This window comes from Paenibacillus sp. FJAT-27812 (assembly GCF_001273905.1).
GTDB lineage: Bacteria > Bacillota > Bacilli > Paenibacillales > Paenibacillaceae > Pristimantibacillus.
In genome coordinates this window covers 2697915-2722419 of sequence record NZ_LIGH01000001.1, presented here as the reverse complement: position 1 = coordinate 2722419, position 24505 = coordinate 2697915, and the positions used below count along the sequence as shown (strand labels likewise).

Genomic DNA, 24505 nt, shown 5'->3' with positions numbered 1-24505 from the left:
GCTTTCGCCGGTTCAATGCAATTAGTGACTGTAATTGATTAAGCTTGTGCTTCTTGTTTCTCGCCGACTGCTTTAACCGCAAGCGCGAAGTTGCGCACTGGAGCTTGCAATACGCTGAGGAGCATAGAAAGCAAACCTTCGCGGGACGGAAGTTCCGCAAGTGCTTTAATCTCTTCTTGTGAAACGACTTTACCTTCTACAACGCCGCCTTTAAGTTTCAAAGCATCGTTCTTCTTAGCAAAATCGTTCAAAATTTTAGCTGGAGCAACAGCGTCTTCTTTACCGAATGCAATTGCAGTAGGACCTGTAAGAATGTTGTTCAATTCTACGAAATCCGTACCTTCAGTTGCGCGGCGAACGAGCGAGTTTTTAAGAACTTGGAATTCGATTCCTGCTTCACGAAGTTGTTTCCGAAGTTCAGTTACTTGCGCAACGTTCAATCCACGATAGTCAGCTACAACTGTACTGGAGCTAGCAGCAATTTTCGCCGCGATTACGGCAACTGCCTCTTGTTTCTCTTGGATGATATTTGCGTTAGCCAAACTGTACACCTCCCGTAATAGTATACATTCCGTTAATTACGACGGGCTTTCCACGCCTCGATGCATGAGAAAGGCCTTCGCAGACACTGCGAAGGCCATGATGTCGTTATCGCGCATCAACCCTAAAGGATCGAATGTTGCTCACAAACGTTTTATCATAACACCTCGGTAGGAAATTAAGCCTAAAGGCACCTACTGTCTACGGTATGCGTATTCGAATTTAGTTCCGTTCTTCTTAGCGATAAACCGCTGTGGAAACACGAGCGCCAGGGCCCATTGTCGAAGAAACGGCAATGTTTTTCAGGTAAACACCTTTTGCAGCAGCCGGTTTAGCACGATTAAGTGCGTCGATCAATGACTTGAGGTTCTCGTTGAGTTTCTCAGCATCGAAAGATACTTTACCGATTGGAGCATGGATTTGACCTGCTTTATCAAGACGGTATTCAATCTTACCGGCTTTGATTTCTTGAACGGCTTTAGCAACGTCAAACGTTACCGTACCTGCTTTAGGGTTAGGCATCAAACCTTTACCACCAAGGATCCGTCCAAGTTTACCAACTTCAGCCATCATGTCCGGAGTTGCGACGCAAACGTCGAATTCGAACCAGCCTTGTTGGATTTTGTTAATCATGTCTGCATCGCCGACAAAATCAGCACCCGCAGCTTCCGCTTCTTTCACTTTTTCGCCTTTTGCGAAAACGAGAACGCGTTTAGTTTTACCAGTACCGTGCGGCAGTACAACTACACCACGAACTGCTTGGTCTTGTTTACGCGGGTCTACACCCAAACGAACTGCTACTTCAACGGACTCGTCGAATTTAGCTGTTGCTGCCTTTTTCACAAGCTCGATCGCTTCCAAAGGCTCGTAAGTTGCTTCGCTGTTGATAAGCTTAGCAGCTTCTACATATTTTTTACCTTGTTTAGCCATTGTAATTTCCTCCTTATGTGGTTGTAGCGGAAAATCCTCCTAAGGATGATCCTCCCACTCGCGAAAGCCGAAGCTTCGCAAAGCAAGCTACCTCGCGGTATTAGTCAACAATAGTTACGCCCATGCTGCGAGCAGTACCTTCAACCATACGCATTGCCGCTTCTACAGAAGCTGCGTTAAGATCCGGCATTTTTTGCTCAGCGATTTCGCGAACTTTGTCACGTTTTACAGTAGCGACCTTCTTCTTGTTCGGCTCGCCTGAACCTTTTTCGATTCCAGCTGCGACGCGTAGCAATACTGCTGCCGGCGGCGTTTTTGTTTCGAACGTAAACGAACGGTCTTCAAATACTGTAATAACGACTGGAATAATCAAGCCTGCTTGATCTGCTGTACGAGCATTAAACTCTTTACAAAACGCCATAATGTTAACGCCTGCTTGACCAAGTGCTGGACCGATCGGCGGCGCTGGGTTTGCTTTACCTGCAGGAACTTGCAGTTTGACCATCTTGATGACTTTCTTTGCCATGCCTGACACCTCCTAACCCTTTATTCCGTGCGTAAATAACATTTGCCGCCAAAGGGGCATAGTTACTTCGCGTCCAAACCACCACCGGAATAAACCGATGGGTTCGGAAACCAGATATTATATCTTCTCCACTTGAGTGTAATCCAGCTCCAGCGGGGTCTCCCTGCCAAACATGTTTACATGAACCTTCAACTTTGCTTTGTCCAGCAAAATTTCTTCTACTGTACCAACAAAATCTGCGAAAGGACCTACTTTGACGCGAACCGTTTCCTTCAGATCGAACTCGATTTTCGGTTTTGGTTCTTCCATGCCCATGTGCTTGAGTATTTGCTCAACCTCATCTGGCAATAGAGGAATCGGTTTTGAACCGGAACCTGTTGATCCTACGAATCCAGTTACGCCAGGCGTATTTCGAACAACGTACCAAGAATCGTCGGTTTGAACCATTTCCACAAGAACATAGCCGGGGTAGACTTTACGTTGGACAGTCTTCTTCTTACCGTCCTTCTCTACCACTTCATCTTCCATAGGAACAAGCACACGGAAAATCTTGTCTTCCATGCCCATTGATTCAACACGGCGCTCCAAATTGGCTTTCACCTTGTTCTCGTAACCTGAGTAGGTATGCACGACGTACCATCTTTTTTCCATCACAAATCCACCTTTGGACCCTTCTTAAACAATGAGTTCAACCAGAGACGAGATCCCGATGTCAAGAAGCCAGAAGTAAATCGTTACAAGCGTGATCGTTAGCAAAACCACGATCGAATAGCTTGTCAACTCTTTACGGCTTGGCCAGCGAACCTTCTTAAGTTCCGCCCAGCTGTCGGCAAAAAAACTAAACGTTGTACCAAAGCTTTGCTTTAGTTTAGCCAAAAATGCCACGTTCACACCTCCAATTGACTATCTCGTCTCGCGATGAGGAGTCTGCTCGTTACAGAACTTGCAAAACTTCTTCAACTCGATGCGGTCGGGGTGATTGCGTTTGTTCTTGCTGCTCGCATAGTTTCTCTGTTTGCAGTTTGTGCATGCCAACGTGATAATTACCCGCATTGAATTACACCTCCCGAACTGCTACAAAATACGAATCATGAAGCTCTATATGAAAGTTCATTGATTCCAACGCCAAAACGAAAAAAACCTTCGAATTTAGGCCTACCTAAACACTTTATCATACAGCAATTTTGATGTCAATGTAAAAGATAAGTGTTTGGCCTACGAATAATTGGTAACAACCGCGACATCGGGCTCGTTCCTATCAGTATAGTCTACTTATGCCCTTTTAAAACAAAAGAACTGTACATTCCCTCTGGACACCGCCAGATAGAAGACAGTCCTCGTTAAAAACGATTTACGTATAAATGCGGTTAACCGCTAATGTCTCTGACTTCCAAGTAACGTTCAAGCTTGCGCTTCACGCGTTGTAGGGCATTGTCTATTGATTTCACATGCCGATCCAGATCGACTGCAATCTCCTGATAAGATCTTCCGTCCAAATAAAGCATCAGCACCTTACGCTCAAGGTCGCTTAATATTTCAGACATCTTATCTTCTAGGCCAATAAACTCTTCTTGATTAATGATTAACTCTTCAGGATCAGATACTCGCGTGCCACAAATGACATCAAGCAGCGTGCGATCCGAGTCTTCATCATAAATGGGCTTATCGAGCGATACGTAGGAATTAAGCGGGATGTGTTTCTGACGCGTGGCTGTTTTGATGGCGGTAATAATTTGTCTGGTTATGCACAATTCCGCAAAGGCTTTAAAGCTTGCAAGCTTGTCCCCTTTAAAATCACGAATTGCTTTATAAAGACCAATCATACCCTCCTGCACGATATCTTCACGATCCGCACCGATAAGAAAATACGAGCGCGCTTTGGCTCTCACAAAGTTCTTATACTTGTTAATCAAATATTCCAACGCTATGCTGTCGCCATTGCGGACCGCTTCGACGATATCCTCGTCCGTACTGCTGTCATACTCGAGCGTACTCCATTCTTTGAGGTCGATACTCACGAACTATCCCTCCGGCCTGCAAGGCGTACACCGCTAGATTCGTATTCACGCAAACCTATCTAACTGTTCCCAATTGCTTGGGCTCAGCAGCGCTTCACGTCGAGAGATAAGAAAGTATTCCGAGCAAAATCCACACGTTCTTATCGCTAATAATAGAGTCAGTATACATTATGTAACCTTACACCGTCAACCAATCGGAGACCCGAAAACCATCGATTTTATAGCAATTTTGTAACTTTGTGGCATGAATAAGGCGACATGTCCCGCTTCTGCCAAAGCGATTGAAAAGCCCATTCCCATTATTTCTCTCCACGGCGAAGCTTTTCGAGCTTGCTTCGAACCTCAAGGCTGACGATAGCGTCTACCGAATTGCGTTTTCCCGGCTTATCCTCGCGCAGCGACTGCTCGATGTTTTTGCGGTTTTGGCCGATATCGATAAGCAGCTCGCGCGCGGATACGCGGAGCGCTCCTTTACCGAAAGCGACATGCTGCTCCACTAGATCAGACGTAGCTACATAAATGTTCCTCCGTCTTACAAACAGCTCCGAGCAGAGACGCTCGATACATTCATCAGCCGTTTCCTTTTCTTTCGTATATACGATCATCAGCTTGTGGTGCCGATAAGTGGCCCCGAGTCCAGGCACTTGATGCGCATCAAACACTACGTATACTTGCATGCCCGTAAAACCTTGGTAGTCCGCCAGCATGTCGAGCAGCTTATCCCGAGCTTCTTCCAGAGCGTACTCCTTCAGCTTCTCGAGAACCGGCCAAGCGCCAATCACGTTATACCCATCGACCAATAAAATATCGTCGCGCCGATTCATGGCCTACATGCTCCGGCGTTGCCGCACGACCTCATACATCAGCACGCCAGCCGCAACTGACGCATTCAATGAATTCAATTGGCCAAGCATAGGCAGCTTAACGAGAAAATCACATTTCTCCTTAATGAGTCTTCCCATCCCTTTGCTCTCATTGCCAATAACAATTACTAGCGGCATATCAAATTTCATCTTATATACATCCTGTGAAGCGCTAAGGTCAGTGCCTGCAACCCATACGCCCGCTTCCTTCAGCTTATCGATCGTTTGCGCCAAATTAGTAACTCGCGCAACGGGAACATGCTCGGCAGCGCCGGCTGATGTCTTCAGCACGGTAGCCGTAAGTCCGGCAGAGCGCCTCTTTGGAATGATCACGCCATGAACGCCAGTACATTCAGCCGTTCTCAGGATGGAGCCTAAGTTATGCGGATCTTCAATTTCATCAAGCAGCAGGATAAAAGGAACCTCGTCACGCTGCTTCGCACGCTCAAGTATTTCTTCTACTTCCACATAGGCAAAAGCAGCCGCTTGAGCGACAACTCCCTGATGGGTAACGCCTGGGGTGAGGCTGTCAAGCTTTCTCTTGTCTACAAACTGCACGACAATGCCGAACTTCTTCGCTTCTGCAACAATGGGCTGCGTCAACGTTTTCTGCGCGCCGTCGGCAATCCAAATTTTATTAATCTCGCGTCCGGAACGAAGTGCCTCCAGCACGGGGTGCTTACCGGCAATCATCTCATCTTGAATCGTTTCTTCAGTCATCGGTTACCCTCCTCTTATCATTTTTATATTTTGATTGGCTGTTCCAGCCCTATTGCTTGTCTTGAACGCCAAGCGCTATTGCAAACAGCTCGTTCAGTCTATCTAAACGCCCCTCGTAGTAGAGATATCCTACCAGGCTCTCAAGCGCGGTTGCAAGCCGGTAATCGGCGAGATCAGCATTTTTGGGAGGAGTTCCCGATTTCGAATTGCGTCCGCGGCGGACAATGTCCGCCTCTTCTTCGGTCAAATGCGGCTGCCATAAATCCAGTGTCCTCTTTTGTCCTTTGGCCGAAACAAACTTGGTCGCTTCGCGGTGAAGATGATGCGACTTCTGATTCGGAAGCGATATTAAGTATTGCCGAACGAGAAGCTCAAATACGGCATCTCCAATATAAGCTAGAACGACCGGGTTCATCAGCTGCGGTTTTTTGGAAGGCGGATGAAAGAGCAGCATGTTCACATCATTATGCTCACTCATTTGCGCCGCCAGCGGATGCCTTGCGGCGTATCCTCAAGCACGATGTTTTTCTCCGTCAGCAAATCGCGAATTTCGTCGGCTCTTGCCCAGTTTTTAGTTTGGCGGGCTTCCGTGCGCTCTACAATTAACTGTTCGATATCCGCATCAAGCAGTTCAGCGTCCGCTTGCTGCTGTGGCAGAAGTCCAAGTACCGCATCCATACGCTCAAGGAGAGTAAGCAGAGCATATACTCCGTTTGCAGACGCATCTGCACGATTGAGATATTGATTCGCCTCCGTTACCAAATCGAATACTGAGGTTATCGCATCAGGCGTGTTAAAATCATCGCTCATTTTTGCATGGAATTGCTCATGTATCGCCTTAAGTCTCGCATCCAGCGCATCATCGCCCGAAGGGACCAGGCCATTGCCTGCCGCTTCTGCAAATTCACCACCCATGGCTGAGAGTCTGTGCTTAAGATTTGCTGCAGAGTTTGCGATCCGCTCTACGCTGTTCTCCGCTTGGGCAACCGTATCGTCGCTGAAATTCAGCGGGCTGCGATAATGTGTCGAGAGCATAAAGTAACGGATCGCATGGGGCTTAACCCGCTTCACCAGCTCATGCACCGAAATGCCGTTGCCCAGCGATTTCGACATTTTCTCGTTGTTTATGTGAATATAGCCGTTATGCATCCAGTAGTTTGCTAGGGGCTTGCCGGTCAATGCCTCCGATTGGGCAACCTCACACTCATGATGCGGGAATTGCAAATCATGCCCGCCCCCATGAATATCGAGCGTATCTCCAAGATAGGCACGCGCCATAGCCGAGCACTCGATATGCCAGCCGGGACGGCCTTCGCCAAACGGGCTCTCCCATTTGATTTCCCCAGGCTTAGCGCCCTTCCATAATACAAAATCCTGCTGGTTCTCCTTGCGATCGCCAATTTCAACGCGAATGCCGAATTGAAGCTCTTCAATATTCTGATGCGACAGCTTGCCGTAGTCTGCGAATGCAGCTGTACGGTAATAGACATCCCCATCGCTCATATAAGCATAGCCTTTGTCTATCAGCCCTTGAATAAACGCTACGATCTGAGGAATATGCTCCGTCACGCGCGGATTAAGCGTCGCTTTATGAACGCCAAGCGATTCGATATCCGCATAAAACGCTGCAATAAACTTTTCCGCCACTTCAGGCACTGTTGTCCCAAGCTGCTCCGCTTTGCGAATTAACTTATCGTCCACATCCGTAAAGTTTACAACATATTGGACCTCATTCCCGACATCCTCCAAGTAGCGACGAACAACATCGAAGAAAATAACGGGACGCGCATTCCCGATATGAATGTAATCATAGACTGTCGGACCGCATACATACATCTTCACTTTACCCGGCTCTTGCGATACAAACGGCTCTTTAACCCTTGATACCGTATTATAAATGGATACTGTCATTTTCGAATTTCTCCTCCAGCTACAGGTTCCCGAAGCTGCTTCAGTTCGGTTTTTAATTCATCTATTTCCTTCTGCATCGTGCGGAACATTTCGATGACCGGATCGGGGAGCTGCGTATGATCCAGCCGATCGCCCACTCTCTCGCCATTGCGTTTCACGACACGTCCCGGATTGCCTACCACGGTGCAATTTGCAGGCACTTCTCTCAGAACAACCGCATTCGATCCAATACTGGAAAACTCACCGACTTGGAACGAGCCCAGCACCTTCGCGCCAGAGCCAATAACTACATTATTGCCAATTGTAGGATGGCGCTTTCCTTTTTCCTTGCCGGTACCGCCTAGAGTCACACCTTGATAAATAACGACATCATCGCCAATTTCACAGGTTTCTCCAATGACAACACCCATTCCGTGATCGATAAACAATCGTTCACCGATTTGAGCGCCCGGATGAATCTCGATGCCCGTCATGAAACGGCTCACCTGAGAGATCACTCGTGCTAAAGTATACCATCCTCTGCGGAAAAGGGGATGAGCAATACGATGAGCCCAAATGGCATGCAAGCCCGAATAGGTGAAAATAACCTCGAATCGACTGCGGGCGGCCGGATCATTCTCGAAAACCGCATTTATGTCCGATCGGAAATGACGAAACATAAGCAATGCTCCTTTTTCATGCGCTCATATGATTCCAATAAAAAAAGAAAAAGCCTCTGCAGCATATTATGCTGCAGAGGCGTGTAATCTCGCGGTTCCACTCTGCTTGAACAAATCGACAGCTTAAGCGCTGATGATTCGTTCCTCTTATGGTCTTTAACGCAGACGATACGTTGTTGCCTACCCTGTGCAGCAAAATGTACGTCATAAATGATATGGCGTAGCCGCCCTACCCTTATTATCGCGCATTTCTTGATGCAACAGCTCGGAACAAAGCTCCCAGGTGCATATTTCCGTTCGGCGGACCAGACAACTTTCAGCCCCATTCTGCTTTCCCATTGCCACACTCATGATGCGACGCCGATTCGAATGACGGTTGTCCTCTCTGCGAATCCACAAGCAAACGTACTTCTCCTGTTCATGGCCGTTCGATTCATTCATTTATTAGTCATAGTATACCGAATACCCAAAAATGTGACAAGGGCATTATGTCCGCTCGATTACAAAGCGGCTATAAGCGTCTATACCCCGTAACCAGCCAAACGTCCGCGAAGACGGCTCGTTACCTTCTCTTTGCCAAGCAAAGCGAGCGACTGGTTCAAATCAGGGCCATGCGTCTGCCCGGTAAGCGCAGCGCGGATCGGCATGAAGAGCTGCTTGCCTTTGAAGCCCGTCTCCTTCTGCACCGCTTTGATCATTTCTTTTATTCCATCTACTTGGAATGGCGTTTCGCCCGCTTCAATAAGCTTCAGAAAAGCTTGAAGCACGACAGGCACCTGCTCTTCTGCAAGCACGATAGTCGCATCGCCCTCATCCTCAATCGTATCGCGGAAGAAAAGCTCCGTCATCGGCACGATTTCAGCGGCATAGCGCAGTTTGTCCTGGTGAAGCGCAACAAGATCCGTCACCCATGCACGGCCTTCCGCATCCAGGTCGCTAGCTACGCGCTCTGCCCGCTGCAGATGCGGCAAGCAAAGGTCAACGAGACGCGGCAGATCCGCCTTTTTCAAATATTCATTGTTCATCCAGCTCAGCTTTTGCGTATCGAATACAGCAGGGCTTTTGCTTAGACGTTCCGGATTAAATACAGAAACAAGCTCCTCGCGGGTAAACATCTCCTGCTCACCCTCCGGCGACCAGCCAAGAAGCGTAATGAAGTTAAACATAGCCTCCGGCAAATAGCCAAGCTCGTCGTATTGGGAAATAAACTGAATAATCGACTCGTCGCGTTTGCTCAGCTTCTTGCGCTGTTCATTCACGATGAGTGTCATATGACCGAATTGCGGCGGCTCCCAGCCGAACGCTTCATAGATCATGAGCTGACGAGGCGTATTGGAGATATGGTCCTCGCCGCGCAATACATGACTGATTTTCATCAAATAATCGTCAAGCACAACCGCAAAGTTGTAGGTTGGAATACCATCCTTCTTCACGATTACGAAATCGCCCATCTCCGCTGTATCAAAGCTGATTGAGCCTTTCACGATATCATTAAACGTGTAAGTGCGTCCTTCGGGCACACGGAAGCGAATGCTCGGCACACGACCCTCCGCTTCAAAAGCTTGCCGCTGCTCTTCCGTTAAGTTACGGTGCAATCCGGAATAACGCGGCGTCTCGCCACGCTCGGTTTGCGCTTCCCGCTCCTGCTCCAGCTCTTCCTCGGAGCAGTAACAGCGATAAGCTAGACCGCGATCAATCAGCTCCTGCCAGTACTTGTTGTAGATCTCGATGCGCTCAGTCTGGCGATACGGCCCATACCCGCCGCCGATATCGATGCTCTCGTCCCAATCCATGCCGAGCCACTTCAAATATTTAAGCTGGCTTTCTTCCCCGCCTGCAACATTGCGCTTCACGTCAGTATCTTCGATCCGAATAATGAATTTACCGCCTTGATTTCTTGCGAATAAATAATTGAACAAGGCCGTTCTTGCATTTCCAATATGTAAATGACCCGTCGGAGATGGGGCATACCGAACTCGAACCTCTGCTGTCATCTCAAATACCTCCTAAAAGTTTTCGAAGCAAAAGCTTGCCTCGTAAGCATTTACTAATATAGTTTTGCGAAGCAAAAGCTTGCTTCTGAACTATGGCTAAAGTTGAATAATCCCGATCATAGCACATCCTTGATCAGACAGACAACGGATTGCGCAGCAATCCCTTCGCCGCGTCCCGTAAAACCAAGCTGTTCAGTCGTAGTCGCCTTTACATTCACCTGCGATACGTCCGCCTCAAGCGCCTTAGCGATAACTTCAGCCATTTGCGGGATATAAGGCAGCATCTTCGGACGCTGGGCAATGATCGTGGAATCGATATTGCCTAGCTTATAACCGCGCTCGCGCACAAGCTTCCATATCTCCTCAAGCAGCTTCAAGCTGTCCGCATCCTTAAATGCGGCATCCGTATCCGGAAAATGCTTGCCAATATCGCCAAGCCCAAGCGCTCCAAGAATCGCATCCGTTATCGCATGCAGCAGCACGTCAGCGTCCGAATGTCCAAGCAATCCCTTCTCATAAGGAATTGTAACTCCCCCAATAATACATGGACGCCCTTCTACCAATTGATGCACGTCAAATCCTTGCCCAACTCGAATCATCCTTGCTCACCGTTCCCCTCTGCCCTATCGGCACGACGCTTCGCGAGTAAAAATTCCGCCCACGGCAAATCTTCAGGCGTCGTAATTTTAATATTTGTGTATTCGCCTTCCGCAACGGTGACGCTAGCTCCCATACGCTCTACAACCATCGCGTCATCCGTCCCAACAAATTGCTCTGCCAACGCGCGCTCATGCGCCTCCAGCAGCAGGACACGTCGAAAAGCTTGCGGCGTTTGTATCGCCCACAAGCTTCGGCGGTCCGGTGTCGAAATGATCACACCCGCTTCATTCACTTGTTTAATCGTATCTTTAACCGGCACAGCCAGTACCGAGGCGCCGCTCTTCTCCGCCTGCTCGCAGCATGAGCGGACAGCATCAGCCGTCACAAGCGGCCGAACGCCGTCATGCACCATCACCCATTCGCTTGTCAGCTCCTGAAGTCCGCAATATACGGAATGCTGCCGCTCCGCTCCCCCGGTCACTACCGCTGTTACCTTCGTTATTCCATATTCCTGAACCCACTTGCGGCAGCGCTCAACATCATCGCTTCCTACGACAAGGACAGCTTCCTTCACTGTATCCATCGACTGAAACAGCTCTAGCGTATGGACAAGAATAGGCTTGTCCCCTAGCTGCAAGTACTGCTTGCTCTCCTTCGTTCCCATCCGCGTCCCTCTGCCGGCCGCAACGATGATAACTCCCCAATCTGCTCCCATGCCTTCGACCCGCCTCACACTGTGTTAAAATATAAGCATGCATAAGACTCCGTCTTATCCATATTCTTATATTTCACCGCGAAACGAGCTTTTGACGCCAAAGGACGGCGTCAGCCGTTTGCGCTTAAACAATAGTACTATCATACCTTGTTACAGCGCTTTTTCCAACAGCTTCGGCTTTGCGAATATCATTCGGCCCGCAGACGTTTGCAGCACGCTTGTCACGAGCACCTCCATCGTCGTGCCGATATATTCGCGGCCGCCCTCCACAACGATCATCGTGCCGTCATCCAAATAAGCGACACCTTGTCCATGCTCTTTGCCGTCTTTAATCACTTGAACGATAATTTCTTCTCCCGGCAGGACGACAGGCTTCACAGCATTAGCCAAATCATTAATATTCAGCACCGATACGCCTTGCAGCTCACACACTTTGTTTAAGTTAAAATCATTCGTAACCACTTTGCCGTGAAGCGCCTTAGCCAGCTTAACCAGCTTGCTGTCCACTTCTCCGATTTCCTCGAAGTCTCCTTCATAAATAAGGACCTTCACATCAAGCTCTTTTTGAATCTTGTTCAAAATATCGAGCCCGCGCCGTCCTCTATTGCGCTTCAGCAAGTCGGAAGAATCCGCTATATGCTGCAGCTCCTCGAGTACAAACTCCGGAATAACAAGCGTTCCTTCAATAAACCCGGTCTTGCAAATATCTGCAATACGGCCATCAATAATAACGCTCGTGTCCAAAATTTTATGCTCCTCGTAGCCGCCTGCTTCATCTGCAGCCGGAGCGATCCTTCGCTTCTCCAGTAAAGCAGCAAAGCCCTCAGCCAGTTCCTCCTGCTTATGAAGGCCAATGCGCATGCCCAAATAGCCGAAGCATACCATCATAGCTGCAGGAATAAGTCTTCCTAAGCCTTCCAAGCCGGATACAGCGGGATAAATCAATACGGTGAGCAATAAACCCGCAAGCAGGCCGCCTGCCCCTGCAATCAACTGCTGCATCGGAAGCGCTGCCGTTTGCTCCGCGCCCTTTTGCATATAACGAATGACTTGCCCTGCAAGCATCGTTGCCACAACCACACCAAAAACCGCGCCAATTGCTACATTCATGTAATAAGTGCCGGATCGCTGTAGCATTCCGAAGGATGAGCCAGACCATACGGTCGCTCCATTCATCCATCCGTATACCTCACCGCCTGCCATACCACCGAACAACATACCCATTATTTGAATAATTCGTCTAACCATTATGGTTCACCTCCACTACAATTATGTTCCAATAATTGCCTTGCTAACCGTGGGGGAGCCTATTAATTGCAAACATTTATAAATTTTAATAATTCACATTTTGAAAAGAGAGGGTAGGAAGCTTATAATGGAAATTAAGATTACATCATACGAGGTTGGTGAAAGAGGTGGAACCGATGAGCGCTCCTACACTGGATCAATTTCAGCAGCAAGTATCCGAATTGCTGCTCCGGCACCGCAGCTTACTAGATGTCATGTCCAAATTCGGTCAGTCAAGCGCTTCTGTCAACCGTGCAGTCACGAAAGCAGTGACAGATTGCGGCTGTATCGAGCTAAATGCCCGCAAGCAGCAATACTCAGACGAACTTAATCTTGAGGATGCAAAAACAACACTGCAAAGTCATCTCACGGGAGCCGTGTGCGAGCATTGCCGCGACGTATTGAAGTCTGATCTTGGACGCAACTTATTTTACATGACGGCTTTATGCAATTTGCTGGATATTCAACTCGATGAGGTTATTGCTGACGAGTACGACAAATGCTCGACTTTAGGACTGTTTAACTTAACGTAAGTGCTTACAAGGACATAATGATTGAGCCAGACCATTGTCTAAAGCTTTGAGGACCTTTTCCTCAAAGCTTTTTCTTTATGTCCGGCTACTTCGCCTTCGACTTCATACAGCTAAAATATAGCCCCATTTCTTCATCGGGTATATTTAAAAACAAATCCACCAGCGACCCGTCAAACTGTAAGTCATTGTTTTTTTGCAGCTCGGTATAAGCCTGCTCCTTCGTAAGGGGCATGCGATAAGGCCGAGACGACAGCATCGAATCAAACGCATCAATAATCGAGCATGCTCTTGCGAAAGTAGGGATTTGATCTCCCATGAGCCCGTCAGGGTAACCGGCACCGTCGTATCGCTCATGATGGTATCTGACCAATTGCAAAATATTTACATCGTAGAATGAATGATTGATCAAAATTTCCTCGCCGTATTGGGGATGCCTGCGAAGTATGCTCCACTCCCATTCGCTCAATCGGCCTTTTTTGTGCAAAATTTCATTTGGAACTCTCACCTTCCCCACATCATGCAGGAAACTTCCCCTTATGAAGGCTTCTTTCTCATTGTCGCTAATAGGTAAATGTGGAGCGAATATTTCAGCCAACAGGGCTACTCTGACACAGTGCCGATAAGTAGCCGGACTCTTATACATCAAGTACTTCATCCAACTGCCTACGTTGGTTTGCTGTAAGGACATCACTTCCGCATAACCTGGACTAATCGTCATCCGCTTCTCCTTCTCAATCACATCGAGATTGCCATACAGTTGCTTTTGCAGCTCATTTTGTCAAATATAGTCTATAGACTTGAAATATTATACATACAGCGAGATGTCGCATAATAACAGTTATACGACAACAAGAGGAGGAATTCTGATGATAGTTGGGTCATTTTCAGAGGAAAGACTAGCTTTACAGGTAGTAAAGGAGAAAGAAATAACATTTACGGATGAACAAAAAATCCAGATGTTTTTGAGCAACCGCAGCAGATCGCAGCATACTTATAAGAGCTACTACAGAGCCATTGAACGATTCCGGATGTTCATATCCTACAAGAACATGAACGATGTTACGTGGAGAGAAATCGAGGCTTTCAAGGTTTATCTCCTATCGCTCAAAAATGAAAAAACAGGCTTGCCGCTTGCTCCAGCCTCCGTATCCGCAACCATCGCCGCTCTAAAATCGTTTTATAAATGGGGCAGTGATCCAAACATCGGATTGTTCCAGCAGAATCCGACTAGCAGCGTCCGCCTCCCCGTCATTCCGTTAATGAGCAAAAAGCATTTTCTAACTAAGAATGAGGTAGGCAAGTTGCTGCAATTTTTGCAATATGATAACAAGCGTAATTATTTAATAGCATTAAGCCTTCTTCTTCTGGGCTTGCGAGTGTCCGAATTATGCTCTATCCGCTGGTGCGATTTTTACTCAGATGCCACGGAATCAAACGTTTGGTTAACCGTCACCAGAGGAAAAGGTGGTAAAATAAGAGATATAAAAGTACCACGACATTTATGGCTTCTATTTTCCAGCTACTTAGGTACTAAGCCGCATCTAAGCAGCAGCTCTGATTCGCAAGTGTTCAGCATTACTTCCAGACAAGTGGAGCGGATGATTAAAGCCGCTTGCTTAAAATGCGGTTTGGACAAGCCGGTTACCCCTCACTGGCTAAGGCATACAAACGCCACACTTGCGTTATTAAACGGAGCTTCTTTGCAGCAGGTGCAGGAAACGCTTGGCCATTCGCACATCAATACGACTCAGCGATATTTGCATACCGTCGAACAACTTACGAAGTCAGCTTCTGATTATGTAGAAGAATTATTGATCGCCTATATCTAACAGACTAGTGAAGGAGGTTCTTATTGCCTATATAAAATGCAAACCACGTTGTAAAGATGGTATTAATGGCATATAATAGTAAGTGTTGATTTTATTATTTGTGTCTAATTTTGTCGTATAACTGTTATTATGCGACATCTCGTACGCATTTATTATATTTTTTTTCGTGTTAACAACGCTCTAAATCATTTATTTCTGCGATTTTATTACAAAAAATAAAAATAGCGTTCCTACACACCGATGATCGTGTGTAGAAACGCTATTTACTTATCTTTTAAGCTAACGGTTTAAGCTGGCTTCTCTGATTGAACAGGCTCTTCAGTGACTTCATCGCGTTTCTTCCGCTTGCGATTTCGCTTGGGCAAACGGCGATCAACGTTTTTTTTTAGGCCGTACAGCGCATAAAGCAGCAGCGGTACAAACAATATTTTGGATAAATCGTTTTTGAATACGAGGCCAAGTATGACGGATACCACAATAACGATTGGGACAACCCATACCGCGCTTTTAGGAATACCGACCTTTTTGAAATTCGGATATTTAATCGTACTGACCATAAGTATGGAAAGCACAAGCGTGCTTGCAAGCAGCACGGATACGTATATGTCATCCTTGAATAAAGCGAGCGTCGCTAGTACACCGCCAGCAGCCGGAATCGGTAGCCCGATAAAGTAGCCTGGCGCGCTTGAAATAACGTTGAAACGAGCAAGGCGCAAGGCTCCGCATATGGGAAACAATGCCGTTACAATCCACGCGAACGTTGGACTCAAATCTTGAAAAGCGACAACATACATAATGAAAGCAGGCGCTACGCCAAACGAAATCACATCGGATAAGGAGTCTAGCTCTTTGCCGAACTCACTTTGAACGTTCAGCGCCCGAGCAACGCGTCCGTCTACACCATCAAGCAGCATGGCGATTAACACCATCATGGCCGCTGTATCTGGTTTTTCATTAAATACAAGAATGATGGCGATTACCCCTAAAAATAGGTTCCCCACCGTGAGAAGGCTCGGTATCGATTTTGCGATCATCTTTTCCACCTCTTCTCTACTATGCCCCAAAACCCTTAACGAATGTACATCCCGTTAAAAGACCACATTCAATCCATTGTATGGGATTTAGATTTGCCTGTCAATGAACATCTGCTCTTGGATCCGCTTGAGACCCTCTTTGATAGCCCGTGCCCGCACTTCTCCAATGCCTTCAACCTCATCCAATTCTTCAATCGTCGCCATCAAAATATGAGGCAGCCGTCCGAACCGTTCAATTAGATTGTTCATAATAATGAGCGGCAATCTCGGTATTTTGTTCAGGAGGCGATAACCGCGTGGGGAAACGGATTCGTCGTTCATATTGCTCGTATGTGGATAACCGATCAAACGGATGATTGGCGGCGCATCAAGCAGCTCATCTGAGCTTAGCTTCTTCAACCCTGCCCGAATTTCCCGAATCTTCTCATCCGAATTTTCTTTTGCGTAATCCTTAAGTAAGTACCACGCGTCCTCTTCTACGCCGCCGACCAGCTCATCCATTTGCATGCTGATCAATCGGCCTTCCGTACCTAGCTCAATAACATAACGCTTAATCTCCATCTTGATGCGCAGCACCATCTCCACACGCTGAATAACATGCGCCACTTCCTGCAGCGTAACAAGCTCTTCAAACTCAAGCGCAGATAAATTCGTAAACGATTGGCTAAGCACCGCTTTATATTTCTCGAGCGTTTGAATCGCCTGGTTCGCCTTAGTCAAAATAACGCCCATATCCTTCAGCGAATAACGCAGGTTGCCTTGATAAAGCGTAATAATGTTACGTCGCTGCGAGATCGATACGACGAGCTTACCCGTTTGCTTAGCAACGCGCTCCGCCGTCCGGTGACGTATACCCGTTTCAATCGATGGAATGGAGCTGTTCGGAATGAGCTGTGTGTTCGCATACAATATTCTGCGCATATCCTCGCTCAAAATAATCGCGCCGTCCATTTTGGCTAGCTCATACAAATAGTTCGGTGAGAAGTCGCAATTAATGGAGAAACCCCCATCTACAACCTCCATCACCTCAGGACTATATCCAACAACAAGTAACGCCCCCGTTTTGGCCCGAAGCACATTCTCAAGCCCATCACGAAAAGGGGTACCTGGTGCGACTAGTTGCAATAATTGATTCATTATTTCTAACTGCGTAGGTTCCTTCATCGTCTGCCCCCCTATCCAAGCGCTGCCTTAAGTGCTTCCGACACTGTGGTTACGCCAATAATTTCTATGCCAGAGGGCGGCTTCCAGCCCTTTAAGCTCTTCTCCGGCATAATGACACGTTTAAAACCAAGCTTCTCCGCTTCCTTCACTCGCTGCTCCGCACGCGATACGGCACGAACCTCGCCCGTTAGCCCTACTTCGCCAAAGATGACATCGTATGGCTTGGTTGGGGCATCCCGAAAGCTGGATGCAATGCTGACGGCGGCTGCAAGGTCAACCGCCGGCTCATCGAGCTTCACTCCGCCTGCAACGTTCAAGTACGCATCCTGCGTTTGCAGGAACATGCCGTTTCTCTTCTCCAGCACCGCAATGATCAGCGCCATACGGTGATGGTCGATTCCCGTAGACATTCTTCTCGGAGATGGAAAATTGGTTGTCGCAACAAGCGCCTGAAGCTCAACCAGCACAGGCCTTGTTCCTTCCATGCTTGCGACGACCGTCGAGCCTGATACCCCAAGAGGGCGCTCCGACAAAAATAACTCGGAAGGGTTCGACACTTCCCTTAGGCCATCCTCGCCCATTTCGAAAATTCCGATTTCATTTGTCGAACCAAACCGGTTTTTTACGGCCCGCAAGATACGATACGTATGATGGCGCTCCCCTTCAAAATAAAGAACGCAATCCACCATATGCTCCAGCAGCCTCGGTCCGGCAATCGCGCCTTCCTTCGTCACATGGCCGACAAGCACAGTCGCAACCCCTTTGATTTTGGCGACCCGCATAAAGTGAGCCGTACATTCACGGACCTGCGAAACGCTGCCGGGCGCTGATTGCACATTCGGGTCATACACCGTTTGAATCGAGTCAATAACGAGAAAATCTGGCTGAACCGATTCGATAGCATCATTAATTTGCTCCATATTGGTCTCGCATAATACATACAGCGATTCCGTCAGCGCTCCAAGGCGATCCGCCCTTAGCCTCGTCTGACGCACGGACTCCTCCCCGGAAATATAGAGCACCTTCAGTCCCTTCACCGCTAACGCGTGAGAGGTTTGCAGCAATAGCGTTGATTTGCCGATGCCGGGATCTCCGCCGACCAGAATAAGCGAGCCAGGCACAACGCCTCCGCCGAGCACTCGGTTGAGCTCAAGCATCCTCGTTTCGATACGCGGCTCTTGCCCACTTTCTATATGTATGATGGACTGCGGCTTTTCTTTCGCATGAAACGATGACAATCCGACGCCCTTTGTCTTTACAACGGTTTCTTTTTCTTCCACCATAGAGTTCCATGCATGACAACCCGGACATTTTCCGAGCCATTTAGCCGCTTCTGTTCCACATTCCGTACAAACAAACTTTGTTTTAATTTTGGCCATTCCGTACTCCTTAAACGTTATGGGCTAGCACCAAATAGTTGAAGCCATCCCTCGCGATACTCCTTAAAATGATGCTACATAAAGTTTACCATTTAATCCCCAATGTATAAACCCACATTGTTGATGAAAAAGGTTATTATCGCTTCTATTATTCGTTTCCCACAATACAACCTATCCCTGTTCTATAATATCGGCATTGTCCACAGACTTATTAACAAGTTATCAACATTATCCACAAGTCATCAACATATCCCCACAGCCTTTCAAAGAAATAATCTATAAAAAAACGCCCCCTTTATCCACAGTGGATAAGAGAGCGAAATCATTCTGAATCAAACGGGTTTTGTTAAAAATGTACTACGCCTCAATTCCAGCTTGTCGAGCAACCAAAACGCGATGCGTCGTCAGATGCGAGCCTAGCATGACGCTTTCCGTTTGCTGTCCGTCAGCGCCCTGTGACTGGCCTCCGCGATGTGCATGCGCTTGGCGAAATGAGTCGCTGTTCACCCAGCCCTCGAAGGAAGCTTTGTTTTCCCAAGTGGTGCTTACTTTCAGCTCATCAAATTCCTCTAGCCCTTCTGTAAACAACACCTCCATGCGCACAAAACCAGGCGATTGGTCAATCCCTTTTGAATTTTGAAAACGTTTGGCTACCGTCTCCCCGTGGCCCTTTTTTACTTTAATTGTATTTGTAACAACTATCATCGTTGTTCCTCCCCTTCTATGTAATGCTCTACTGCCATTATACGATAATGATTCTCATTGTCAATTGTATCCCATAATAAAAACTGTCCCGCAAGCATCATTTCTGGTTGCGGGACAGTCTAGGTTTATGCTTTATTTCGCAGTTGATTCTTCAGGCTCTTGCTCCGAGATGGCTTTCGTAACCGTCAAGGCGCCGTCTTTTTCGTCAATAGTGAACGTATCGCCCTTTTGGATTTTACCCATCAGCAAATCTTCGGACAAACGATCCTCGATATGCTTTTGGATTGCCCGGCGAAGCGGACGCGCTCCGTATTGCGGATCGTAACCTTCCTTAGCAAGGAATGCTTTGGCTCCATCGGTCAAGACGAAATCAACCTCTTGCTCACGCAGGCGCTTGCGAAGCTCCTCGGACATAAGCGTAACGATTTGAGCAATATGCTCCTCGCCAAGCGAGTGGAATACGATGCTCTCGTCGATCCGGTTGAGGAACTCAGGACGGAAGCTTTTCTTAAGCTCTGCCATCACTTTGTCCTTCATTTGCAAGAAATCACGTCCCGCATCCTGCACGGCTGTAAAGCCAAGCGAGGAATTGCGTTTAATTTGGTCAGCGCCAACGTTGGACGTCATAATAATCAAAGTGTTCCGGAAATCAACGACGCGGCCTTTGGAATCAGTCAAGCGGCCATCCTCAAGCACCTGCAGTAAAATGTTGAATACTTCAGGGTGAGCCTTCTCGATCTCGTCAAGGAGTACAACGGAATATGGCTTGCGACGTACCTTTTCGGTTAATTGGCCGCCTTCTTCATAGCCCACATATCCAGGAGGCGCTCCGACTAGACGTGAAGTCGAATGCTTCTCCATATACTCCGACATGTCGATCCGGATAACCGCATTCTCGTCACCGAACATCGCCTCGGCTAGCGCTCTTGCCAGCTCCGTTTTACCAACGCCGGTAGGTCCTAAGAAAATGAACGAACCAATTGGACGCTTCGGATCTTTCAAGCCAGCGCGAGCACGACGGATCGCTCTGGATACCGATTTAACGGCATCCTCTTGCCCGATAATACGGTCATGAAGTATCTCTTCCATTTTGAGCAGACGCTCCGTCTCGCCTTCTGCGAGCTTGCTGACCGGAATTCCCGTCCAGCTAGCTACAACCTGAGCGATATCCTCCGGCGTTACCTCGGAATCGGTACGGCCCTGCTTTTCTTTCCATTGGTTTTTCGTTACATCAAGCTCTTCGCGGATTTTTTGCTCCGTATCGCGAAGCGCTGCCGCTTTCTCGAACTCTTGGCTTTGAACCGCGGAATCCTTCTCCTTGCGGATATCCTCCAAACGATTTTCAAGCTGTTTCAAATTTGGCGGTACGGTATAAGAATGCAAGCGTACTTTAGAGCCTGCTTCATCAATAAGGTCAATCGCTTTATCCGGCAAGAAACGATCCGGGATATAACGATCGGATAGCTTCACCGCTTGCACGATTGCTTCATCCGTAATTTTCACGCGGTGATGAGCCTCGTAACGGTCACGCAGGCCGTACAAAATTTGAATCGCTTCTTCCGGCGAAGGCTGATCAACCGTAATCGGCTGGAAGCGGCGCTCGAGCGCTGCATCCTTCTCGATATATTTGCGGTACTCGTCAAGCGTAGTTGCACCGATACATTGCAGCTCGCCACGTGCCAATGCGGGCTTCAAAATGTTAGATGCATCGATCGCGCCCTCTGCTCCGCCTGCGCCGATCAATGTATGAAGCTCATCGATGAATAGAATAATATTGCCGGCTTGGCGAATCTCATCCATGATCTTCTTCAGGCGGTCCTCGAACTCGCCGCGGTATTTCGTACCGGCTACAACTGAGCCCATATCCAGCGTCATGACTCGTTTGTCGCGCAATGTTTCTGGAATTTCATTCTCAATAATCTTTTGTGCCAGGCCCTCAGCGATTGCTGTTTTACCTACACCGGGTTCCCCGATTAGCACTGGATTGTTTTTCGTACGGCGGCTAAGCACTTGAATAACGCGCTCAATTTCTTTGCTCCGTCCGATAACAGGATCCAAATTTCCTTCCTTCGCATAAGCCGTCAAGTCTCTTGCAAGACCATCAAGCGTAGGCGTGCTTACGTTAGCCGGTGAGCCATGATTGCTCGATACTGCCTCGCTGCTGCCTAGCAGCTGCAGCACCTGCTGACGAGCCTTGTTGAGGCTGATGCCAAGGTTATTCAGCACGCGCGCTGCTACGCCTTCTCCTTCACGAATAAGGCCTAGAAGGATATGCTCTGTGCCTACGTACGTGTGGCCAAGCTTTCTCGCTTCATCCATCGAGAGCTCAATCACTTTTTTCGCGCGTGGCGTATATGCAATGTTGTTCGGCTGCTCTTGTCCGCGGCCGATCAACGCTTCAACCTCATCCTGGATTTTCTCAAGTCCTAATCCAAGTCCGATTAAGGCTTTGGCCGCTATTCCTTCTCCTTCGCGGATAAGACCGAGCAAAATATGCTCTGTACCGATATTGTTATGTCCGAGACGGACTGCTTCTTCTTGCGCTAATGCAAGCACCTTCTGTGCTCGCTCCGTAAATCTTCCAAACATCATATTCACGCACCCCCATGGCCTTTTTCACCGCGCAATTGCTTGCGGATGAGTTCTGCTCTCCTGAAATCCCTCTGCTCTGGGCTCATCTTCTCGTCGAAGGTTTGTTGTAGAAACCCGGGCTGAGTCATTACCAAAAGCTCATTCAACACTTGTGGCGTTACATCAGATAAAATCCCCAAATCTGCTCCAAGCCGCACATCCGATAATCGCTGTGCCGCTTCCTTGGAATCCATAATCGATGCATGAGACAAAATACCGTACGATCGCTTTATGCGATCCTCCGTTCTTAGCCGCGACTCTTGCATAAGACGCTTGCGAGCCGCTTTCTCATGCTCAATAATTTGCCTTGCTACGCTATAAAGATTTTCAATGATCTCGTTCTCGGATTGTCCCAGCGTAATTTGGTTCGACACCTGAAACAAGTTGCCAAGCGCCTCGCTGCCTTCGCCGTACAATCCTCTAACCGCTAAGCCCACCTGCGTGACTGCTGACAAAATACGATTGATTTGGGACGTGAGCACAAGTGCCGGCAAATGCATCATCACCGAAGCCCGAATGCCTGTTCCAACATTTGTTGGACATGTCGTTAAATAACCGCGTTTCTCATCAAACGCATAATCAGCCGCATCTTCAAAAATATCGTCAATTCCGCTGGCCAACGCCCAAGCCTCTTGAATTTGGAAACCTGGATATAGACATTGGATGCGCAAGTGATCTTCTTCGTTAATCATTATGCTAACAGATTCATTATCGCTCAAAATAACGGCCCCGCATCGCGAATCATTCGCTAAATTAGGACTAATCAGATGCTTTTCGACGAGCACCCTTTTATCAAGCTCGCTTAAATCTGACAAAATAATCGTTTCAAATGAACCAATGGACTGCAGCTTGCCGCTCTGGCTTACTTCAGTCAGCTGATCCATCACATCCTTGGATTGCTGATTCGTCGCAAGTAATGGAAATGGCTGATGCCTTAGATTACGAGCTACGCGCACTCTGCTGCTAATGACAATTTCTGATTCGGGACCTACATCCTTCATCCATTCGCTTAGTGCATGTTCTGAGAATCGATGCTTAGTCAAGAGCCTTACTCACTCCTTCTATGCCAGCTTACAGGTCGGCAATTTGGCGCTCCAGTTCACGTATTCGATCACGCAGCTGCGCTGCGCTCTCAAACTCCTCATGCTCTATTTTCGCTTGCAAATCCCGCCTCAGCTGTTCGATCTCGCGCTTGCACTGAATTTGTCCGCCTGAGCGCTTCGGTATTTTTCCGCTGTGTACGGTACTGCTGTGAACCCGTTTGAGAAGAGGATCAAGTTTACCTTCAAACGCTTGATAACAATTGCTGCAGCCGAAGCGGCCGATCTTGCTGAACTGGGAATAGGTTAATCCGCATTCCTCGCATCGCAGCGTTTCCTGCTTTATACCGGCAATCCCTGACCCGCCCAAATGCTCAAAATCAAGAAGTCCTGACAATAAGCTATGAATCGAGAAGCTATTCGGCGCCCCAGGAATTCCTTCCCCTTTCTCACGAGCACAGCTTTCACAAATGTGAAATTCGTTCTTCTCACCATTAATGATTTTTGTAAAATGAAGCGTAGCCGGCTTTTTGCCGCATTCTTGGCAAAACAAGCGTGATCCCTCCTCCCGGTATAAACGGTTTCGCGTTATTTAACCAGCAATGAGATAAGCATGGACCGGAGTAACCGAGCCCTCATTTCATCTCTTAGCGGCAGCTTGAGCGCGATTGTATCGCGATGCACGGCTGCACGAAGCAGGTTGCCTTCTCGCTTGGTAATGAGCCTTGCTTCCTCCAGCTGATAAATAAGTCCTTCCGCCGCACTTTGATCAACACATTCTCCAACCGTTTCCTCGATGTGGAATTGAATCGCCTTCAATGCCGGAAGATCAATCCGTTGTATACGGATATAGCCTCCGCCTCCGCGCTTGCTTTCAACCATGTATCCTTTCTCCATGGTAAAGCGAGTGCTGATGACGTAGTTGATCTGCGACGGTACACAAGAAAATTTGTCAGCTAAGTCATTGCGCTGAATTTCCACTGCGCCCTCTGGGCTATCTTGGAGCATATGCTTCAGATACTGTTCGATGAGATCGGAAATGTTACGCAAACCACCAACCTCCCTGAGAAATAACCAACAAAGCCAAAGTTGAAACATTAATACAAAATTGTTATTTAGCCAAAATCATCAGACACCGAATATTCGGACAATTGACTTTGACTTTCTTTGACTTTGATTTTATTATATGCAATTTTAGCAAAAGGTCAAGTGGTCGTTTAAATTCATTTATATAATAGCTTGGTGCGGTTGCACTCTGTTTATACATCGGCAGCCGTTTTTCAACCGAACGATGGACATTACTCCATAATATTTCCCCTAAGGGAAAACAACAAAAAACCTATCGCATTACATGCGATAGGTCTCTCGTGCTTGGCGACGTCCTACTCTCCCAAGACCCTGCGGTCTAAGTACCATTGGCGCTGGAG

The 24505-nt window shown here is 47.8% G+C and carries 27 protein-coding genes and 1 other annotated feature; of the genes, 2 read left to right on the top strand and 25 right to left on the bottom strand.

All coding sequences use genetic code 11. The features are described from left to right. Positions 1-38: 38 nt before the first annotated feature. The 16 genes from rplJ to ADU23_RS11485 all read right to left on the bottom strand — a co-directional run bounded on the left by rplJ (position 39) and on the right by ADU23_RS11485 (position 12724). Positions 39-542, bottom strand: a complete 504-nt coding sequence (gene rplJ / locus ADU23_RS11555; protein ID WP_053373886.1) for a 50S ribosomal protein L10 — start codon at positions 540-542, stop codon at positions 39-41. Positions 543-599: 57 nt separating this feature from the next. Further along, positions 600-765, bottom strand: a sequence feature (ribosomal protein L10 leader region). Positions 766-777: 12 nt separating this feature from the next. Next, positions 778-1470, bottom strand: a complete 693-nt coding sequence (gene rplA, locus ADU23_RS11550; protein WP_053373885.1) for a 50S ribosomal protein L1 — start codon at positions 1468-1470, stop codon at positions 778-780. 100 nt (positions 1471-1570) lie between these two features. Beyond that, a complete protein-coding gene (rplK, locus tag ADU23_RS11545; protein ID WP_028609671.1) occupies positions 1571-1996 on the bottom strand; it encodes a 50S ribosomal protein L11 in 426 nt (141 codons plus the stop codon). 117 nt (positions 1997-2113) lie between these two features. Then, positions 2114-2647, bottom strand: a complete 534-nt coding sequence (nusG, locus tag ADU23_RS11540; RefSeq protein ID WP_053373884.1) for a transcription termination/antitermination protein NusG — start codon at positions 2645-2647, stop codon at positions 2114-2116. Positions 2648-2671: 24 nt separating this feature from the next. After that, a complete protein-coding gene (secE, locus tag ADU23_RS11535) occupies positions 2672-2881 on the bottom strand; it encodes a preprotein translocase subunit SecE (RefSeq protein ID WP_053373883.1) in 210 nt (69 codons plus the stop codon). Positions 2882-2899: 18 nt separating this feature from the next. Continuing rightward, on the bottom strand, positions 2900-3049 hold the full coding sequence (gene rpmG, locus ADU23_RS32095; RefSeq protein ID WP_015847242.1) for a 50S ribosomal protein L33: 150 nt from the start codon (positions 3047-3049) through the stop codon (positions 2900-2902). Positions 3050-3363: 314 nt separating this feature from the next. Next, positions 3364-4014, bottom strand: coding sequence for an RNA polymerase sporulation sigma factor SigH (gene sigH / locus ADU23_RS11530; RefSeq protein ID WP_053373882.1), 651 nt, complete (start codon positions 4012-4014; stop codon positions 3364-3366). A gap of 299 nt (positions 4015-4313) precedes the next feature. After that, positions 4314-4838, bottom strand: coding sequence for an NYN domain-containing protein (locus ADU23_RS11525; RefSeq protein ID WP_053373881.1), 525 nt, complete (start codon positions 4836-4838; stop codon positions 4314-4316). A gap of 3 nt (positions 4839-4841) precedes the next feature. Continuing rightward, a complete protein-coding gene (gene rlmB, locus ADU23_RS11520) occupies positions 4842-5597 on the bottom strand; it encodes a 23S rRNA (guanosine(2251)-2'-O)-methyltransferase RlmB (protein ID WP_053373880.1) in 756 nt (251 codons plus the stop codon). Positions 5598-5646: 49 nt separating this feature from the next. Then, positions 5647-6075 (bottom strand): Mini-ribonuclease 3, encoded by a 429-nt coding sequence (locus ADU23_RS11515; protein WP_053373879.1) that lies wholly within the window; start codon positions 6073-6075, stop codon positions 5647-5649. Continuing rightward, entirely contained in the window at positions 6072-7508 is a 1437-nt protein-coding gene (gene cysS, locus ADU23_RS11510; protein WP_053373878.1) for a cysteine--tRNA ligase, read from the bottom strand. The genes ADU23_RS11515 and cysS overlap by 4 nt, the downstream gene beginning before the upstream one ends. Next, complete coding sequence (gene cysE, locus ADU23_RS11505) at positions 7505-8167, bottom strand: serine O-acetyltransferase (RefSeq protein WP_053373877.1); 663 nt, start codon at positions 8165-8167, stop codon at positions 7505-7507. Before cysE ends, cysS begins: the two co-directional genes overlap by 4 nt. A gap of 521 nt (positions 8168-8688) precedes the next feature. Further along, entirely contained in the window at positions 8689-10161 is a 1473-nt protein-coding gene (gene gltX / locus ADU23_RS11500; protein WP_053373876.1) for a glutamate--tRNA ligase, read from the bottom strand. A gap of 116 nt (positions 10162-10277) precedes the next feature. After that, complete coding sequence (gene ispF / locus ADU23_RS11495) at positions 10278-10760, bottom strand: 2-C-methyl-D-erythritol 2,4-cyclodiphosphate synthase (RefSeq protein ID WP_053373875.1); 483 nt, start codon at positions 10758-10760, stop codon at positions 10278-10280. Continuing rightward, positions 10757-11476: a 2-C-methyl-D-erythritol 4-phosphate cytidylyltransferase gene (ispD, locus tag ADU23_RS11490; protein WP_053373874.1), complete on the bottom strand. Its 720-nt coding sequence runs from the start codon at positions 11474-11476 to the stop codon at positions 10757-10759. Before ispD ends, ispF begins: the two co-directional genes overlap by 4 nt. 150 nt (positions 11477-11626) lie before the next feature. Next, the gene (locus ADU23_RS11485; RefSeq protein WP_053373873.1) at positions 11627-12724 is read right to left on the bottom strand and encodes a PIN/TRAM domain-containing protein; all 1098 of its coding nucleotides are present in this window, start codon (positions 12722-12724) and stop codon (positions 11627-11629) included. A 176-nt stretch (positions 12725-12900) separates the two neighbouring features. Here ADU23_RS11485 and ADU23_RS11480 point away from each other — a divergent pair, with 176 nt between their 5' ends. Continuing rightward, positions 12901-13296: a hypothetical protein gene (locus ADU23_RS11480; protein WP_053373872.1), complete on the top strand. Its 396-nt coding sequence runs from the start codon at positions 12901-12903 to the stop codon at positions 13294-13296. A gap of 85 nt (positions 13297-13381) precedes the next feature. On the opposite strand, the gene ADU23_RS11475 is transcribed toward ADU23_RS11480, so the two are convergent. Further along, entirely contained in the window at positions 13382-14014 is a 633-nt protein-coding gene (locus tag ADU23_RS11475) for an HD-GYP domain-containing protein (RefSeq protein ID WP_053373871.1), read from the bottom strand. A 148-nt stretch (positions 14015-14162) separates the two neighbouring features. On the opposite strand from ADU23_RS11475, the gene ADU23_RS11470 reads away from it, so the two are divergent. Then, positions 14163-15125, top strand: a complete 963-nt coding sequence (locus ADU23_RS11470) for a tyrosine-type recombinase/integrase (RefSeq protein ID WP_053373870.1) — start codon at positions 14163-14165, stop codon at positions 15123-15125. A 287-nt stretch (positions 15126-15412) separates the two neighbouring features. On the opposite strand, the gene pssA is transcribed toward ADU23_RS11470, so the two are convergent. The 8 genes from pssA to ADU23_RS11430 all read right to left on the bottom strand — a co-directional run bounded on the left by pssA (position 15413) and on the right by ADU23_RS11430 (position 24128). Continuing rightward, on the bottom strand, positions 15413-16159 hold the full coding sequence (pssA, locus tag ADU23_RS11465) for a CDP-diacylglycerol--serine O-phosphatidyltransferase (RefSeq protein ID WP_053373869.1): 747 nt from the start codon (positions 16157-16159) through the stop codon (positions 15413-15415). 87 nt (positions 16160-16246) lie between these two features. Next, positions 16247-17323, bottom strand: a complete 1077-nt coding sequence (gene disA / locus ADU23_RS11460; RefSeq protein WP_053373868.1) for a DNA integrity scanning diadenylate cyclase DisA — start codon at positions 17321-17323, stop codon at positions 16247-16249. A gap of 11 nt (positions 17324-17334) precedes the next feature. Beyond that, positions 17335-18702, bottom strand: coding sequence for a DNA repair protein RadA (gene radA, locus ADU23_RS11455; protein WP_053373867.1), 1368 nt, complete (start codon positions 18700-18702; stop codon positions 17335-17337). A 357-nt stretch (positions 18703-19059) separates the two neighbouring features. Further along, positions 19060-19407, bottom strand: coding sequence for an antibiotic biosynthesis monooxygenase (locus tag ADU23_RS11450; protein WP_053373866.1), 348 nt, complete (start codon positions 19405-19407; stop codon positions 19060-19062). A gap of 132 nt (positions 19408-19539) precedes the next feature. Then, positions 19540-21999, bottom strand: coding sequence for an ATP-dependent protease ATP-binding subunit ClpC (gene clpC / locus ADU23_RS11445; protein ID WP_053373865.1), 2460 nt, complete (start codon positions 21997-21999; stop codon positions 19540-19542). Positions 22000-22001: 2 nt separating this feature from the next. After that, positions 22002-23081, bottom strand: coding sequence for a protein arginine kinase (locus ADU23_RS11440; RefSeq protein ID WP_082198138.1), 1080 nt, complete (start codon positions 23079-23081; stop codon positions 22002-22004). A 28-nt stretch (positions 23082-23109) separates the two neighbouring features. Next, the gene (locus tag ADU23_RS11435) at positions 23110-23631 is read right to left on the bottom strand and encodes a UvrB/UvrC motif-containing protein (RefSeq protein ID WP_053373864.1); all 522 of its coding nucleotides are present in this window, start codon (positions 23629-23631) and stop codon (positions 23110-23112) included. A gap of 35 nt (positions 23632-23666) precedes the next feature. Then, the gene (locus tag ADU23_RS11430) at positions 23667-24128 is read right to left on the bottom strand and encodes a CtsR family transcriptional regulator (protein WP_053373863.1); all 462 of its coding nucleotides are present in this window, start codon (positions 24126-24128) and stop codon (positions 23667-23669) included. Between the last annotated feature and the right edge of the window lie 377 nt (positions 24129-24505).